This is a genomic window from Pseudomonas sp. SDO524_S393 (assembly GCF_054071875.1).
The window spans coordinates 78,550-94,202 of record NZ_JBSVVZ010000019.1 but is presented as its reverse complement, the minus strand read 5'-3'; the positions used below and the strand labels follow the sequence as shown (position 1 = coordinate 94,202).

18 protein-coding genes are annotated in these 15,653 nt (G+C 61.8%); 10 read left to right on the top strand and 8 right to left on the bottom strand.

All coding sequences use genetic code 11. The annotated features are described in order from the left end of the window. Positions 1 to 69: 69 nt before the first annotated feature. Positions 70 to 942, bottom strand: a complete 873-nt coding sequence (locus ACW9IB_RS11150) for a dihydrodipicolinate synthase family protein (protein WP_457413638.1) — start codon at positions 940 to 942, stop codon at positions 70 to 72. A gap of 28 nt (positions 943 to 970) precedes the next feature. Beyond that, positions 971 to 1,753: an aldolase gene (locus ACW9IB_RS11145; protein ID WP_457364729.1), complete on the bottom strand. Its 783-nt coding sequence runs from the start codon at positions 1,751 to 1,753 to the stop codon at positions 971 to 973. Between the two features lie 106 nt (positions 1,754 to 1,859). Here ACW9IB_RS11145 and ACW9IB_RS11140 point away from each other — a divergent pair, with 106 nt between their 5' ends. Further along, positions 1,860 to 2,387, top strand: coding sequence for a helix-turn-helix domain-containing protein (locus ACW9IB_RS11140; RefSeq protein WP_457364728.1), 528 nt, complete (start codon positions 1,860 to 1,862; stop codon positions 2,385 to 2,387). A gap of 138 nt (positions 2,388 to 2,525) precedes the next feature. On the opposite strand, the gene ACW9IB_RS11135 is transcribed toward ACW9IB_RS11140, so the two are convergent. After that, the gene (locus ACW9IB_RS11135; RefSeq protein WP_457413637.1) at positions 2,526 to 3,542 is read right to left on the bottom strand and encodes a DUF4917 family protein; all 1,017 of its coding nucleotides are present in this window, start codon (positions 3,540 to 3,542) and stop codon (positions 2,526 to 2,528) included. A 123-nt stretch (positions 3,543 to 3,665) separates the two neighbouring features. Between ACW9IB_RS11135 and yiaY the strand changes: the two genes are divergently transcribed. Then, positions 3,666 to 4,814 carry an L-threonine dehydrogenase gene (gene yiaY / locus ACW9IB_RS11130; protein ID WP_457413636.1) on the top strand — a complete coding sequence of 383 codons (1,149 nt, stop codon included), beginning with the start codon at positions 3,666 to 3,668 and terminating at the stop codon, positions 4,812 to 4,814. Here yiaY and ACW9IB_RS11125 read toward each other — a convergent pair. Beyond that, the gene (locus ACW9IB_RS11125; protein WP_457413634.1) at positions 4,781 to 5,968 is read right to left on the bottom strand and encodes an MFS transporter; all 1,188 of its coding nucleotides are present in this window, start codon (positions 5,966 to 5,968) and stop codon (positions 4,781 to 4,783) included. The genes yiaY and ACW9IB_RS11125 overlap by 34 nt on opposite strands. A 94-nt stretch (positions 5,969 to 6,062) precedes the next feature. Between ACW9IB_RS11125 and ACW9IB_RS11120 the strand changes: the two genes are divergently transcribed. The 8 genes from ACW9IB_RS11120 (at position 6,063) to ACW9IB_RS11085 (ending at position 13,190) form a co-directional block, all read left to right on the top strand. Continuing rightward, a complete protein-coding gene (locus ACW9IB_RS11120) occupies positions 6,063 to 6,737 on the top strand; it encodes an NAD(P)H-binding protein (protein ID WP_457413633.1) in 675 nt (224 codons plus the stop codon). Beyond that, positions 6,737 to 7,648: a LysR family transcriptional regulator gene (locus ACW9IB_RS11115; RefSeq protein ID WP_457364723.1), complete on the top strand. Its 912-nt coding sequence runs from the start codon at positions 6,737 to 6,739 to the stop codon at positions 7,646 to 7,648. Before ACW9IB_RS11120 ends, ACW9IB_RS11115 begins: the two co-directional genes overlap by 1 nt. Before the next feature lie 158 nt (positions 7,649 to 7,806). After that, a complete protein-coding gene (locus ACW9IB_RS11110) occupies positions 7,807 to 9,000 on the top strand; it encodes a CaiB/BaiF CoA transferase family protein (RefSeq protein ID WP_457364722.1) in 1,194 nt (397 codons plus the stop codon). Then, a complete protein-coding gene (locus ACW9IB_RS11105) occupies positions 8,997 to 9,938 on the top strand; it encodes a hydroxymethylglutaryl-CoA lyase (RefSeq protein WP_457364721.1) in 942 nt (313 codons plus the stop codon). Before ACW9IB_RS11110 ends, ACW9IB_RS11105 begins: the two co-directional genes overlap by 4 nt. A gap of 59 nt (positions 9,939 to 9,997) precedes the next feature. Beyond that, a complete protein-coding gene (locus ACW9IB_RS11100; protein WP_457413632.1) occupies positions 9,998 to 11,329 on the top strand; it encodes an MFS transporter in 1,332 nt (443 codons plus the stop codon). A gap of 108 nt (positions 11,330 to 11,437) precedes the next feature. After that, the gene (gene fos / locus ACW9IB_RS11095) at positions 11,438 to 11,848 is read left to right on the top strand and encodes a fosfomycin resistance glutathione transferase (RefSeq protein WP_457364719.1); all 411 of its coding nucleotides are present in this window, start codon (positions 11,438 to 11,440) and stop codon (positions 11,846 to 11,848) included. A 53-nt stretch (positions 11,849 to 11,901) separates the two neighbouring features. Next, positions 11,902 to 12,543, top strand: coding sequence for a LysE family translocator (locus ACW9IB_RS11090; RefSeq protein ID WP_457364718.1), 642 nt, complete (start codon positions 11,902 to 11,904; stop codon positions 12,541 to 12,543). A gap of 119 nt (positions 12,544 to 12,662) precedes the next feature. After that, the gene (locus tag ACW9IB_RS11085) at positions 12,663 to 13,190 is read left to right on the top strand and encodes a DUF4142 domain-containing protein (protein WP_457413631.1); all 528 of its coding nucleotides are present in this window, start codon (positions 12,663 to 12,665) and stop codon (positions 13,188 to 13,190) included. A 56-nt stretch (positions 13,191 to 13,246) separates the two neighbouring features. Here the strand turns inward: ACW9IB_RS11085 and ACW9IB_RS11080 are convergent, their stop codons facing one another. The 4 genes from ACW9IB_RS11080 to ACW9IB_RS11065 form a co-directional block, all read right to left on the bottom strand. Next, positions 13,247 to 13,657, bottom strand: a complete 411-nt coding sequence (locus ACW9IB_RS11080; protein ID WP_457413630.1) for a low affinity iron permease family protein — start codon at positions 13,655 to 13,657, stop codon at positions 13,247 to 13,249. A gap of 80 nt (positions 13,658 to 13,737) precedes the next feature. After that, the gene (locus ACW9IB_RS11075) at positions 13,738 to 14,238 is read right to left on the bottom strand and encodes a methylated-DNA--[protein]-cysteine S-methyltransferase (protein WP_457364715.1); all 501 of its coding nucleotides are present in this window, start codon (positions 14,236 to 14,238) and stop codon (positions 13,738 to 13,740) included. Positions 14,239 to 14,317: 79 nt separating this feature from the next. Next, positions 14,318 to 14,635, bottom strand: coding sequence for a hypothetical protein (locus ACW9IB_RS11070; RefSeq protein WP_457364714.1), 318 nt, complete (start codon positions 14,633 to 14,635; stop codon positions 14,318 to 14,320). A gap of 17 nt (positions 14,636 to 14,652) precedes the next feature. Continuing rightward, positions 14,653 to 15,582, bottom strand: a complete 930-nt coding sequence (locus ACW9IB_RS11065; RefSeq protein WP_457413628.1) for a LysR family transcriptional regulator — start codon at positions 15,580 to 15,582, stop codon at positions 14,653 to 14,655. Positions 15,583 to 15,653: the final 71 nt, after the last annotated feature.

Below are 15,653 nucleotides of genomic sequence, written 5' to 3'. Positions count from 1 at the left end.
TCAGTCGATTTATCCATTGACTGGCGCACTGCATTCGCGAGCAAGCCCGCTCCCACAGGGGATTGTGGGTTAGCGCAGTAATGTTTTCAGCTGTTCGATCGCCGCTTCACCCAGCGGAAAAACCGGCAGCCGAGGATCACCTGCTTCCAGCCCCGTGAGGCGCAGCCCCGCCTTGATGGTGGCCGGCAACCCGCCCTTGAGGATGAAGTCGAGCAGCGGCAGTTGTTGATAGAACAACGCCCGCGCCGTGGCCAGGTCATTGGCCAGGACCGCGTCGTACAAATCCAGGTTGAGCTGCGGGATCAGGTTCGGCGCCGCCGTGCACCAGCCTTTCGCACCGGCCGCGAAAGCCTCCAGCGCCAGCGGGTTGCAGCCGTTGTAGAACGGCACGTCGCTCTGGCGCCGCAACTGGTGCATGCGCTGAATGTCCCCGGTGCTCTCCTTGACCATGGTCACGTTCGCGACCTGCTTGACGATGCGCAGGATCAAGTCCACCGACATATCCGTGCCGCTGGTGGCCGGGTTGTTGTAGAGCATGATCGGCACGCCGATGCTGTCGCCGATCGCTGCGTAGTGGGCGAGGATTTCCGCTTCGCTGAGCTTCCAGTAGGAGGCCGGCAGCACCATCACCACGTCGGCCCCATGAGCTTCGGCGTAACGCGCGCGGCGCACGGCCTTGGCGGTGGTCAGGTCGGACACGCTGACGATGGTCGGCACGCGCCGGGCGACTTTTTCGATGCTGTAGGCGCTGACTTCGTCCCACTCGGCATCACTCAGGTAGGCGCCTTCGCCGGTGCTGCCCAGGGGCGCGATGGCGTGGACGCCGCTGTCGATCAAGCGGTCGATGGAGCGCCCCAGCGCGTCGAGGTCGATGCGTTGGCCGTCGGCGCTGAACGGGGTGATGGTGTAGCCGATGATGCCGTGAATGGTTGGGCTGGACATGGAAAGTCTCCGGTCGAAAAGGGGCGGATCAGTTCAGGCAATCGGCGTGTTTGCGCAGGTTCTGCCGGGCGTAGTAATTGAACGCGGCGCCAAAGCGTTTGGGCTTGGAGATCCAGTCATGGGCCTCGCGTCCCAGCTCCGGCAAAATCGGCTTGATCGTGCCCGCCGACATCGCCAGCAATTGCAACTTGGCCGCGCGCTCGATCAATTGGGCGATCACGCAGGCTTCCTCGATGCTCGCCCCGGTGGACAACTGACCGTGGTGCGACAGCAGGATCGCGCGCTTGTCGCCCAGTGCCGTGGTGATGATTTCACCCTCTTCATTGCCCACCGGCACGCCGGGCCAGGCCTCCAGGAAGGCGCAGTCTTCGTAGAGCGGGCAAAGATCCATATGGGATACCTGCAGCGGCACCTCCAGCATCGACAACGCGGCAATATGAGTGGGGTGCGTATGGATGATGCAGTTCACATCCGGCCGCCCGCGATACACCCAGCTGTGGAAGCGGTTGGCCGGGTTGGGGATGCCATGGCCTTCGAGTACTTCAAGGTCTTCGTTGACCAGCAGCAGGTTGCCGGCGGTGATCTCATCGAAACCCAGGCCCAGTTGCTGGGTGTAATAGGTACCGGCTTCAGGCCCGCGCGCGGTGATCTGCCCGGCCAGGCCGGAGTCATGGCCGTTCTCGAACAGAATGCGACAGGTGAGCGCCAGCTTTTGCCGGTCGGTCCACGTATTATCCGCCAGGGTGTTTTGCATCTGGATCAGGGCTTGCTTGACCAACTGGTCTTTGGGGAGTGCTAATGTCTTGGCCATGTCTGTGTCCTTTGGGTTAGAGCAAATGACACTAAAGATCCTATATGACACTTTGTGTCATTCGCAAGCGCAGCTTTTGATTTTCGGCAGGGATTAACCGCAAAGCATGTCTATCCGTTTGAAAGTATTGAGAAAAAAACTTGGCGTAACGCTGGAGGTCCTGGCTGAAAAAACCGGGATGACCAAGAGCTACCTCTCCAAGGTCGAGCGCGGGCTCAACACGCCGTCGATTGCCGCCGCGCTGAAACTGGCCAAGGCCTTGAGCGTGAAGGTCGAAGAGCTGTTCAGTGAAGACCGTGCGGGCCTCGACAGCTACAGCCTGGTGCGCAGCCATGAACGGCCGGACACGTCACCGGGTTACGCGGTGCTCGCCCATCAGGTCAGCGAGCGCAGCCTGCTGCCGTTCATCATCTACCCGCCGACGGAGTTCACCGACAAGAGCTTCAAGGAACACCTGGGGGAGGAATTTTTGTTTGTGCATGAAGGCCAGGTGGAGGTGGACTTCATGAACGAACGAGTGATCCTGGAGCGCGGCGACGCGTTGCACTTCAATGCGCAGAAACCGCATCGACTGAGATCAGTCGGTGATGTGCAGGCGCAATTGTTGGTGGTGGTGCACAGCGCCGAAGAATGACACTGATGTTTGCCTGAAATGCGATCCATGTGGGAGCTGGATTGCCTGCGATGGCATCACCTCGATTCAACTGACAGACCGAGTTGCCGGTATCGCAGGCAAGCCAGCTCCCACAGTTGATCTCCTTTGTTCGCAAGATCAGCGTTCGACCGGCACGGACAAGGCCGGGTTGCCCAGCGCATGGGTGCGTGCCGCAAAGAATCTCAGTTGCACACCCGTGCCCTCGAACAGCGCCGAATACCGCCGCTTCTGTTGACGAATAAACCCGTCACTGCGCCCCGACACCGAAATCGCCAACGTCGTCAGCCCGGCCTGGCGAATCGCATCTACCAGGTGCTTGTCCTGCGCTCCCAGCTCATGGCCGAAGAGGCACAGCGCGCCCTCATGGGTCAGCAGTTGCTCATAGCAGAACGACAGGTAATCCGAGCTGCGGATAGTCTTGAGCTTCTCCTCGACAGTGCCTTCGCTGACAAACAGCGGCACGTCGTCCAGGGTCTTGAGCGTGTTGTTGATGGCAAAGCTGCTGAGCAGCGTGCTGTCGGTGGACGGCAGCTTGCGCGCGGTGCCGTCGAGGTTGCGTACCAGGTGCAGGCCGCCGTGCAGGTAGAGAATGCGCGTGGCGTCGGTGCGGGTGTTGCGCAGGTCAAAGCTGGCGTCGGCGCTGCGGAACAGGTCGTCGATGCCCGGCGCATGCAGGGTTGCCCAGTAGTTGAGCAGGTCGTAGTTGCTGGTGAATACCGTCGAGTATTGCTTGAGCTCATGGTTGATGGTCGCCAGCGTCGAAGGCTGCACCAGGCGCCACGGAATGTGCACGCTGTGGATGGTGTTGATCAACGCTTCCTTGATCGCGTAGTAGCGATTGCGCGGTGCCGCCGAGCTGACCGCCAGGGCCTTGTTGACCCGGCTGGTGGTTTTCAACGCGCCCAGGGCCTGCTCGAAACTGCGGGTTTGCAGGGCGTCGAACACGCTCAGCTCGGACGTGCTCAGGGGTTTTTCTTCGACGGTGCGGGCGTTTTCGAACAATGAGTCGTAGGCAAAGTCTTCCCAGATCGTACGGCTGGCGCCGTTGCCGATCAGAATCCCGTTGAAGTCGATGGCACTGCGCAGGGCGCTCCAGTCTTCAAGGTGGGCGTCAATATCCTGGAAATCCTTCATCGCGGCGGGTCTACTCGAAATCGGCGGAAGAGGGACTTTATCACGGGCAAGCGTTGATCCTGATCAAGATGCGGTGCCCGTCACCGGTCGATGCTGTGGGCATACCGCCTCTGAGGACTCACCATGAGCAGCACCTTCTTCATTCCCGCCGTCAACATCATGGGCATCGCCTGCCTCGATGACGCCATGGGCGCCATCCGCAACTACGGGTTTCGCAAGGCATTGATCGTGACCGACGCCGGGCTGGCCGACGCTGGCGTGGCGGGGATGGTTGCCGAAAAACTGGCGATGCAGGACATCGACTCGGTGATCTACGACGGCGCCAAGCCCAACCCCACCGTGGCGAATGTCGAGAAAGGCCTGGCATTGCTGCAACAGAGCGCCTGTGATTTCGTGGTGTCCCTGGGCGGTGGTTCGCCCCACGACTGCGCCAAGGGCATCGCTCTGTGCGCCACCAACGGCGGGCATATCGGCGACTACGAAGGCGTCGACCAATCGAGCAAGCCGCAACTGCCGCTGGTGGCCATCAACACCACTGCCGGCACAGCCAGCGAAATGACGCGCTTCTGCATCATCACCGACGAAACCCGCCATGTAAAAATGGCGATTGTCGACCGCAACGTCACGCCGCTGCTGTCGGTCAACGACCCGGCGTTGATGGCCGGCATGCCTAAGGGCCTCACCGCCGCCACCGGCATGGATGCCCTGACCCATGCCATCGAAGCCTACGTGTCCACCGCCGCCACACCGATCACCGACGCCTGCGCGCTCAAGGCCATCGAGCTGATCAGTGCCAACCTGCGCCTGGCCGTGCGCGACGGCAGCGACCTCGCCGCGCGGGAAAACATGGCGTATGCGCAGTTCCTGGCGGGCATGGCTTTCAATAACGCGTCCCTGGGGTTCGTGCATGCCATGGCCCACCAGTTGGGCGGTCTGTATGACTTGCCCCACGGCGTGTGCAACGCGGTATTGCTGCCCCATGTGCAGAGCTTCAATGCCAGCGTCAGCGCCGAACGCTTGAGCCACGTGGGCCGCGCGCTGGGCGCCGACATCAAGGGCCGCACACCGGAAGAGGGCGCCCAGGCCGCCATCGTCGCCATTCGCAGCCTGGCCCATGACGTGGACATCCCCGCCGGCCTGCGTGAACTGGGTGCCAAGTTGCAAGACATCCCGCGGCTGGCCACCAACGCCTTGAAAGATGCCTGCGGGCTGACCAACCCACGGCGGGCGGATCAGCGTCAGATCGAGGAGATTTTTCGCAGCGCGTTTTGACCCCTGCTGCAAAGGGCGACGCACAGCCCCGCGCCGCTCGCCAGCCCGACACAGAACAGCGCAAATGGCCACGCTTGCTGACTCACCAACAGGCTGGCCACACCGCCGATTAATGCAGCCATCAACTGATGCATGAAACCGCTCAATGCCATGGCGTAGGAGCCGCTTATCGGTGACGTGTCGTTGGCCAGTGACAAACTGATCGGATAACTCATCGACTGGCCGAGCACCGCCAGGCAATACGGCAAGCACAGCAAGACGGCGAGCCCGCTGGCAAACACACTGCCCAGCAACATCATGGCCGTTCCCGCCACCACCAACGCCACTCCCCAGCCCATCATCCTCAATCGCCCTGTGTGAGCGACGAAGCGATTGACCATCACCGCTCCCGCCAGGTAAGCAGCGCTGATCGGCCAGCCCAGCCAGCCGTATTGCGCGGCGCTCCACTCGAAACGCCCCTGAAGGATCAACGGTGCACACGTGTTAAAGGCGATGATTACGCCATAACCCAGACCACCTGTCAGAGCAGCCTGCAAGAAAGGCGGATGTCGCACAATTGTGGCGTAGATGTGCCCTGTGGACAGCGAGGAGTCGGTTTTCGCCAACAGCGCAAACTCCACCCGATGAAGCACCAGCATCAGCACCACCGACCCAATCGCCAAGCCGTAAAAAATCGCCTCCCAGCCGAAAGCCACCTGTAGCAACGAACCCGCGAATTGGCCGATACCCAACGCGACCACAAACGTCATTCCCAGCCATGACAGCCCTTTGGCCAACAAGGCACCACTGAAACTGTCACGCACCAATACCCGCGCCATCACTGAAACACCACCGGCCCCCAAGCCTTGGATCAGCCGCAATGACAGGAAGGATTCAACGTTGAACGCCGAAGGAATCGCAGCACTCGCCAATGCATACAAGGCGAGTGCCGCCAGCAGCACAGGCTTGCGGCCAAACCGCTCACCCAGGCTACCCCACAGCAACATCGGCAATGCCATGCCGACCAGATAGATCGCCAAAGCCAGCGCAACACGGTCTTCGGCTGCGGGGAGGGCGTGGGCGATGGCGGGAACGGCGGGAAGGTAGCTGCTGATACCGACTTGGGCGAGGAATGCGGCGGCGCAGGCCAGTGCGAGGGTGGTGGTATTGTTCAAAAACAGGCTTTTCCTTTTTCAGCGGTAAACTACCGGCAGATAGTGTATTTGTTTCTAACGTGCGGTTAATCGTTTGTCACCAAGGAACCACCCCATGAGAGTTCTATTATTCGGCGCCACTGGAATGGTTGGCCAGGGCGTTTTGCGCGAATGCCTCCTGGCGACCGATGTGCAGGAAGTGGTCGCCGTCGGTCGCACGCCGTTGACCCAGGAGCACGGCAAGCTGCATCAGGTGTTGCACAGCGACATGCTGGACTTCCAACCTCTGGAAAACCTGCTGCAAGGCTTCGACGCCTGCTTCTTCTGCCTCGGCGTTTCCTCGGCCGGGATGAATGAAACCAAGTACACCCACCTCACCTATGACCTCACCCTGGTCGCTGCCAGCACCCTGGCGCGGCTCAACCCGCAGATGACGTTTGTGTATGTGTCCGGCGCCGGTACCGACAGTTCCGAGGCGGGCAAGTCGATGTGGGCGCGGGTCAAGGGCAAGACCGAGAATGCCTTGCTGCGGTTGCCGTTCAAGGCGGTGTACCTGTTTCGGCCCGGGGTGATCCAGCCATTGCACGGCGTGCGTTCGAAAACGCCGTTGTACCAGTCCTTCTACAGCGTGTTGGGCCCGTTGTTGTCGTTTTTTCGGCGGATGAAGCCGAGCTGGGTGGTGAGTACCGAGACCGTCGGTCGGGCGATGTTGCAGGTGGCGAGCCGGGGCGCGCCGCAACCGGTGGTGGAACAGGCCGAGATCAACCGCCTGGCCCGTGAGCGTCACTGATGCTGCACCGAAGCCTGGTGCGCCGACTGGACCTGATCACCCTGCAACTGTTCGTGGCGGTGTTCGAAGAGGGCACGCTTACCCGCGCCGCAGCGCGCGAGGCCATTGCCGTGTCGGCGGCCAGCAAGCGCCTGATGGAGCTGGAGCAGGTACTGGGTGTGAGTCTGTTCGTGCGTCGGGCCAAGGGCATGGACCTGACGGCGGCGGGCGAAACCCTGCTGCACCATGCGCGGCAGATGCTGTTCAACGTCGAAAAAATGGGCCTGGAACTGGGCGAACACAGCCACGGTGTACGCGGCTATGTGCGCATGCTGGCCAATCTGTCGGCGATCATTCAGTTCCTGCCCGAAGACCTGCGGGATTTTTCCGAGCTGCACCCCGAAGTCAAAACCGACCTGGAAGAGCGTCCCAGCAACGGCGTGGTGCAAGGCGTGCTGGATGGCGTGGCCGACCTGGGCATCTGTTCCAGTGACACCGACACCAAGGGCTTGCCCAGCGTGACCTATCGCCTCGACAAACTGGTGGTGCTGATGCCTGCCGATCATCCGCTGGCCACGCGCGACAGCCTGGCGTTCGCCGAGACCCTGGACAGCGATTATGTCGGCTTGCACGCCGCCAGTTCGATCAACATGCGCACCCACGCCGCCGCGCGCGAGGCGGGCAGGATGCTGCGCCTGCGTATCCATGTGCCGGGGTTCGATGCGATGTGCCGGATGGTCCAGGCGAACATGGGCATTGGCATCCTGCCGCACAAGGCCTATGAGTTGTTCGGCCGGGCGCTGGGCTTGCACGCGGTGCCGTTGACGGATGCCTGGTCGGATCGCAGCCTGATCCTGGTGGTGCGCGATGAGGCGCAACTGTCGCCGGTCAGCCGCCTGCTTTTCGACTACCTGCGCAAGGCGCTGGTGTAACTGAAACCCTGTCGGCCTCATCGCGGGTAAGCCGGCTCCTACAGATGATTCCGCGGTCGTTCGTGTTTGGCGAACGCTCGTTGCCAACTGACGGTTGGATTTCTCCTGCGGCTGTCCTCTAGCCTTGGCTCACATTCCAAGAACAAGAGGAACACCCCATGACGGCTCCCCTGAGCGGTATCAAGGTGATCGAGATCGGTACCCTGATTGCCGCGCCATTCGCCGCCCGGATGATGGCCGAGTTTGGCGCCGAGGTGATCAAGATCGAAGCCCTGGGGCAGGGTGACCCACTTCGCAAATGGCGAAAGCTGCATGAAGGCACGTCGCTGTGGTGGTACCTGCAATCGCGTAACAAGAAGTCGTTGGCGCTGGATCTCAAGTCGTCCGAAGGCTTGGGTTTGATCAAGCAATTGCTTGGCGATGCCGACGTGCTCATCGAAAACCTGCGCCCCGGCGGCCTGGAAAAACTGGGGCTGGGTTGGGACGTGCTGCACGCCATCAACCCCAAGCTGACGTTGGTGCGCATCTCGGGCTACGGCCAGTCGGGCCCGTATCGCGACCGCCCTGGCTTCGGTGCCATCGGCGAGGCCATGGGCGGCATTCGTTACACCACCGGCAACCCGGATTCGCCGCCGGCGCGGGTCGGCGTGAGCCTGGGCGATTCCTTGGCGTCGCTGCACGGTGTGATCGGCGCGCTGATGTCGTTGCTGCGGGTCAAGACCGGCCAGGGCGACGGGCAGATCGTCGATGTGTCCCTGGCCGAAAGCGTGTTCAACCTGATGGAAAGCCTGGTGCCGGAATACGACATGCTCGGCCATGTGCGCGAGCGCAGTGGCGGCGCCTTGCCGGGGATTGCACCCTCCAATACCTACCTGACCGCCGATGGCGCCTACGTGGTGATCGCCGGCAACAGTGACCCGATCTACAAACGCTTGATGGCCACCATCGGCCGCGTCGACCTGGCCGAAGCGCCCGAGTTCGCCCACAACGATGGCCGTGCCGCCCAAAGTGGTTTGCTTGACGCGGCGATCACCCACTGGACCAGCAGCCTGCCGATCGATCAGGTGCTCACCGCGCTGGAGGCCGCCGAAGTGCCGGCCGGGCGTATCTACTCGGTGGCGGATATCGTCAGCGACCCACATTACCAGGCGCGCGACATGCTGCTGGATGCCGAGTTGCCCGGCGGGGTGTCGGTAAAGATGCCGGGCATCGTGCCCAAACTCTCGCAAACCCCCGGCGGCGTGAACTGGCAGGGGCCGACCCTGGGCCAGCACACCGATGACATCCTTGGCGGCCTGGGCCTGACCGGTGCCGATATCCAACGCTTGAAAGCTTCGGGAGTGGTGCAATGATCGCTGATTATTCCGACGCGCTGATCGTGCAGGAAGTGTCCCCGCGCGACGGCCTGCAAATCGAACCGACCTGGGTCGAGACCTCTGACAAGATCGCCCTGATCGACCAGCTTTCCCTCGCCGGGTTTTCGCGGATCGAAGCCGGTTCGTTCGTCTCGCCCAAGGCCATTCCGGCGCTGCGTGATGGCGAGCAGGTGTTCCAGGGCATCAAGCGCCAACCCGGGGTGATCTATGTGGCGCTGATTCCCAACCTCAAGGGCGCGCAACGGGCCATCGAGTCCCGCGCCGACGAGCTGAACCTGGTGATGTCCGCCAGCCAGACCCACAACCTGGCGAACATGCGCATGGGTTGCGAGGCCTCCCTGGCGGCGTTTGGCGATATCGTCAACGTTGCCGGCGACTATCCGGTGCGGCTCAACGGCAGTATCGCCACCACTTTCGGGTGCCCGTTCGAGGGCAGGATCGATGAAGACCGTGTGTTGCAGATCGTCGATGCCTACCTTGAACTGGGCATCCAGGGCATCAGCCTGGCCGACACCACCGGCATGGCCAACCCGCGCCAAGTGGAGCGTCTGGTCAAGCGCGTGTTGCAACGCGTATCCGCCCGTGACCTGACCCTGCATTTCCACAACACCCGTGGCCTGGGGCTGTGCAATGTGCTGGCCGCCTACGAGGCTGGCGCCCGTCGTTTCGACGCGGCGCTGGGTGGCTTGGGCGGTTGCCCGTTTGCGCCGGGAGCGTCGGGCAATATCTGCACCGAAGATCTGGTGAACCTCTGTGAAGAGGTGGGTATTCCCACCGGCATCGACCTGCCGCACCTGCTGCAAATGTCCCGCCGCCTGCCGGCCCTGCTCGGCCATGAGTTGCCCGGCCAGGTGGCCAAGGCCGGGCGCAACTGCGACCTGCATCCCCCACCGGCTTACATCGCCACGCTGTAACGCCGCACCAGACAACAAAAACAATCGGACGCCTGTGAGCAGTCCGCTGGAGAGAAAGCATGAACACCAATGCCTTAGAGGCCGGCGCGCGCCCGGCTGCTGAAATCGATGCCGAAAAAGCCCTGGTCAGCAAGGTCGCCTGGCGCCTGATGCCGTTGATCATGGTGTGTTACCTGTTCGCGTTTTTTGACCGGATCAACATCAGCTTCGCCAAGTTCCAGCTGCAATCCGACCTGGGCTTGAGCGACACCGCCTATGGCCTGGGCGCCGGGTTGTTCGTGGTGGGTTATGTGTTGTTCGAAGTGCCGAGCAACATGATGCTGTACAAGGTCGGCGCGCGCCGCTGGATCGCGCGGATCATGATGTCGTGGGGCCTGGCCACGGCGGCCATGGTGTTTGTCACGGCGGAATGGCAGTTCTATGGCCTGCGTTTCCTCATCGGCGCCATGGAGGCGGGCTTTGCGCCCGGCGTGCTGTATTACCTGACCCTGTGGTTCCCGCAGCACTTCCGTGGGCGCATCACCTCGATGCTGTTTCTCGCCTCGGCGTTTGCGGGTCTGGTGGGGGCGCCATTTTCCGGCCTGGTGCTGGAACACCTCGACGGCGTGCTACAGATGCGCGGCTGGCATTGGTTGTTCCTGCTGGGCGGCTTGCCGTGCATCGGCCTGGGGTTTCTGGTGCTGACGATGCTCAAGGACCGTATCGAAGACGCGCAGTGGTTGACGCCAGCGGAGAAGACCTTGTTGTCCAGTCGAATCGCCAAACATGAGCCGCATCAGCACGGCGGCTCGTTGCTGTCGGCGATGCGCATTCCGGGTTTTTTGATGCTGGGCTTCATCTACTTCCTGATCCAGGTGGCGTCATACGGCCTGAACTTCTGGGCGCCGCAGCTGATTCGCAGCGCCGGTACCCAGAGCCCGGTGATGATCGGCCTGCTCACGGCGATTCCGTATGTGTGCGGCGCCATCAGCATGGTGGTGATCGGGCGCCTGTCGGACGCCACCGGCGAACGCCGCAAGTTTGTCAGTGGCCTGGTGCTGCTGGGCGCGGTGGGCTTTTTCAGTGCGGGCATCTTTGCCGACCACACGACCTTCCTGATCATCGCCCTGGGCATGCTGGGCGCCGGGATCATCGCCTCCATTCCGACGTTCTGGACCCTGCCACCCAAGCTGCTGGCCGGCGCGGGTGCCGGTGCGGCCGGCGGTATCGCGGTGATCAATACCCTGGGTCAGTTCGGTGGCATCGTCAGCCCGGTGATGGTGGGGCGCATCAAGGACCTCACCGGCAGCACCACGCCCGCGCTGTATGTGATTGGCGTATGCGCGTTGTTGGCGGCGGCGTTGTTGCTGTGGGGCCTGCCGCAAAAGCTGCGGACTCTCGATAAGGGCTGATCGGCCCGACGGTGCCCGTGTGGTATTTGCCGGGGCGGGGCTTGCGGTGGCTGGCAGGACAGGTGCAGGGTGTCCTTTCCGACAGCCACCGATGACAGGACCGACACGATGCTTTCAGGTTTCAACCACTTGACCCTGGCGGTGAGCGATGTGCATCGCAGCGTGGGTTTCTACCACGCGTTGCTGCAATTGACGCTCGAAGCGACCTGGGACCAAGGCGCCTATCTGTCGTTGCCGGGTCTGTGGTTGTGTCTTTCGTTCGATCCGTCGCGGGCTTCGCTGCCGGCGGCGGACTACACCCACTATGCGTTCAGCGTCGATGCGGCAGGTTTCACCGCGCTGGTCGCACGCCTGCGCGCCGCCGGTGTACAGGAGTGGCGCGACAACCGCAGCGAAGGCGCGTCGTTCTATTTTCTCGACCCCGACGGCCATAAGCTCGAAGCCCATGTCGGCGACCTGGCGTCGCGTCTGCAAGCCTGTCGCGCCAAGCCCTACGCTGGAATGAAGTTTTACCCGTAGCGCGGGAAGGTGCAGAATCCCTCCACCTCTCAACCGTCTTCCAGAGTTGCGCCATGACCCCATCCTTGCTGCTTGCCGTTCTCGCTTCGGGTTTTATCTACGGGATCACGCCAGGTCCCGGTGTGCTGGCCGTGTTCGGCATCGGCGCCGCGCGCGGTCGCCGGGCCGGTGCGGGTTTCCTGTGCGGGCATCTGCTGGGGGATGTGATCTGGTGCAGCACCGCGCTGATCGCGATTGTGGGCGCGCGCGAAGTGGGCAGCAGCGCTTTCGACATCCTCGGCGTGCTCAGCGGCCTGTACCTGTTCTGGCTCGGCTGGCGTGCGATCCGTACCCAGCGCCGCAGCAGCGATGCGCCCCAGGGCGCGGCGCGGCATCCGTTCTGGCACGGCATTCTGTTCGGCCTGACCAACCCCAAGGCGTACCCGGTGGCGGTCGCGACCTTCACCGCGCTGCTGTCCAGCCGTGCTGAATTGCTGACCTGGTCGATGCTGCCGTCGTTGATCTTCCTGAGTTTCGTCGGTGGCCTGCTGGCCTACGCGATCCTGATCGGCGTGGTCGGCGCGCAACGGGTACGCACGGTGTACCAGCGTCACGAAATCCTCATCACCAAGCTGTGTGGCGTGATGTTTATCGGCTTTGCGATCAATGCGCTGGCGCACGCGCTGCCGGGTTTGTTTGGCAGTAAGCCGGCCTGAATCAACGACGACCGTTCGTCGCTCCGGGCAGTTTTTTCTAAACCTTTGCCGCCCTGAAAATTCGAATTCAGGGCGGGGGGTATCTTCCCGCACTTATTTTTGCTCTGGAGGAACCCATCATGAGCCGTATGGCTATCCGGTTACGCACCGCCAGTTTTGCGATGCTGCTGGGCCTCGGCGCCAGCAATGCTTTCGCCCAGTCGCCTGCCGAGTTCATCGAGCAGGCTTCGGCCAAAGGGATGGCCGATATCGAGACCAGTCGCATGGCCCACGCCAAGACCTCGTCCCAGGAAATCAAGGACTACACCATCGAGGTGATCAACGAGCGCACCCTGGCCAACCAGCACCTGGCAGCCATCGCCAAGAAGCTTGACCTGCCTGTCGCGCCGCGCGAGCAGATCGTCGACAAGGCCGAAACCTTGATGCCCGAACTCAAGGACGGCGACTCCTTTGACGCGGCCTACACCGCGCAACAGGTCAAGGAAAACGAGGATGCGATTGCGCTGTTCAAACAGGAAGGCGCAGCGTCGCAGGTGCCGGAGATTAAAGCGCTGGTCGATGAGACGCTGCCCAAGTTGGAGGAGCGTCTGCACAAGGCCCGCGCGTTGGCCTCGACCTACGGCAAAGGCCATCAGGGCGACGGTTGAGATGATCGCGTGAAGTAAAGAAACGGCGGTGGGAAGAGGTTCCCACCGCCGTTTTTTCATGCCTGGTTCAAGTCGGTCCTGGTCGATTCTGCACTGCCGGTGTTGGTCAGGTGCATGGTGTCGGCGTCGCCGATGCTACGGTATTCCTTGCGCAGTTTTTCCAGCGCATCCAGGTCCAGGCCGTCCAGGCTGAGTACGGCGTTATGGGCGTCCTTGGTGACGCGCAGCAGTTCGTCGATCTTGATATGCAGGATGTCGTTGTCGCGGTTCTGCGTGTTCTGAATCAGGAACACCATCAGAAACGTGATGATGGTGGTCGAGGTGTTGATGATCAGTTGCCAGGTATCGTTGTAGTGGAAATACGGCCCGCTCAGGCCCCACACGAAAATCAGTGCAACGGCCGTGAAGAACGTGCGGGGGCTGCCTGCCCAGCGCGACAGCGTTTGCGAGACTGCGGAGAATTTCATGACCGTTTCCTTGGAGGGGGTGATGAAATAATGGACCGCGGTGAATCCTTGAAATTTCTTTTTACATTTGCCTGTTTGGCTTAGAGCGCGAGTTCGGCTTGATTCGGCCCTTCCAGCGCGAGCAAATACTGCTTGGCTTCCAGCCCCCCGGCGAACCCGGTCAAGCCGCCCGATGCACCAATGACTCGATGACACGGCGCAATGATTGAAATTGGATTGCGCCCATTGGCTGCACCCACCGCGCGCACGGCTTTGGGGTTGCCGATCTGCCGGGCGATCTGGCTGTAGCTGCGGGTTTCGCCAAAGGGAATGGTAAGCAGCGCTTGCCAGACCTGTTTCTGAAAGTCGGTGCCGGTGAAGTCCAGCTCCACATCGAACCGATGGCGGGTGCCGGCGAAGTATTCCTGCAACTGACGCTCGGTTTCCAGCAGCACCGGGCTGTCATTGGCCTCGTGCAACTCTCCCAGGCGTACCCGGTTGGCCCGTTCGACCTCCCAGAGGATTGCGTTGAGCTTGCCATTGCGCGCCACGAGGGTGAGCTGGCCGACGGGGGAGGGCATGAGCTTGTATTCGTAGGGCATGGGTGGGTTCCTGAGGGGGGCAGTGGTTTAAGTCTGTCGGAGTGGGCGTACCGGCAAACTACGTTTCTTGCGGTTAAATTCAGAGCCAGTACCGCCATTCAGAAAGCGGCGGGTAAGCGTAAAGCCACGCTATGTGGCCGAGGGCGATAAGCACTGAAGAGGTCGAGAACATCACGGTTGAAACCAGATTGAGCCCGCTGATGATCGCGGCCATCACCGTTAACCCCTTGCTGGCGTGGTGGGCGGCGAACCAGACACCGTAGACTGATGAAGCAAGGGCGACTATCACGCCGGTGGTGCCCAACTTCATCAGCGATATCATCAGTGGCACGATCAAGACCAGGCCTAAAACTTTATAGACGGGCCGTCTTGAGTGGCCGGGATCGAGCAGGATCATCCTGAACTCCTGTGTCATCAACTGAAAACTTCAGTATTCAGGTTAGCGCCCGCGTTGGCTGTCGGTATTTGCTTGATCACCGACAAAAAGGCCTCCACCCGTACACTAGGTCGCGCTTCCTGGCGCGTCAGTACCCACAACTTCGCACAAGCATCCACCTCGACCAACGGCCTGTATGTCACGCCTTTGTTCATCAGGCTCTGCGTGCATTCGGGCACCAGGGCAACGCCTTGTCCGGCGGCCACCAGCGCAATGATCGAGGTGATTTGCCGCCCGGTCGGGCCGACGCGCAAGGGTTGCCCGTGGTGCCGGTAAAGCTGTTCGATGGACTGGTTCAACCCCGACCCGTAATCGGCTGGAAACAGGATCAGCGGATAAGCACTGAGTTGCGTGAGGCTTAGCTGCGCCTGGTCGGCCAGGGGACTGTCGCTGGACACGGCAGCGACCAGGCGTTCTTCGCCCAGGGACAGCGCTTGCACCGCATCATCTTGCGGTAGCCTGCGGCTCAAGCCGATATCCAGCCGCCCGTCAGCGACCTGTGCGCCCAGGCTGCCGGAGGCGCATTCCACCAGGGTCAATTGCACATCGGGAAAACGCTGGGAAAACAGCTGGATGGCCTGACTGAAAAGATCCGACAGGGCAATCGAGCTGACATACCCCAATGCCAGTTGCCCGGCAGTGCCGGCGGCCAGTTTGCCGGCAATCACCTGCGCCAACTCGACCTGTTCCAACACCCCCCGGGCGTAGGGCAGGAATGATCGACCTTGGGCCGTCAGCGTTACGGTGCGGCTGGTCCGATCGAACAGCTTGAAGCCCAGCTCCGTTTCCAGCGCGGAAATCTGTCGGGTCAGCGGTGGCTGGGCCAGGTGCAGTCGCTGGGCGGCGCGGCCGAAGTGCAGTTCTTCGGCGACCGTCAGAAAGTACCGCAGCTTGCGTAGGTCGAGCATCCTGGTCCCTGGGTATTGATCGGTTCGAAATCGGTATTGGTTCAAGCGCCGCCAGTCATTCTATAAAGACC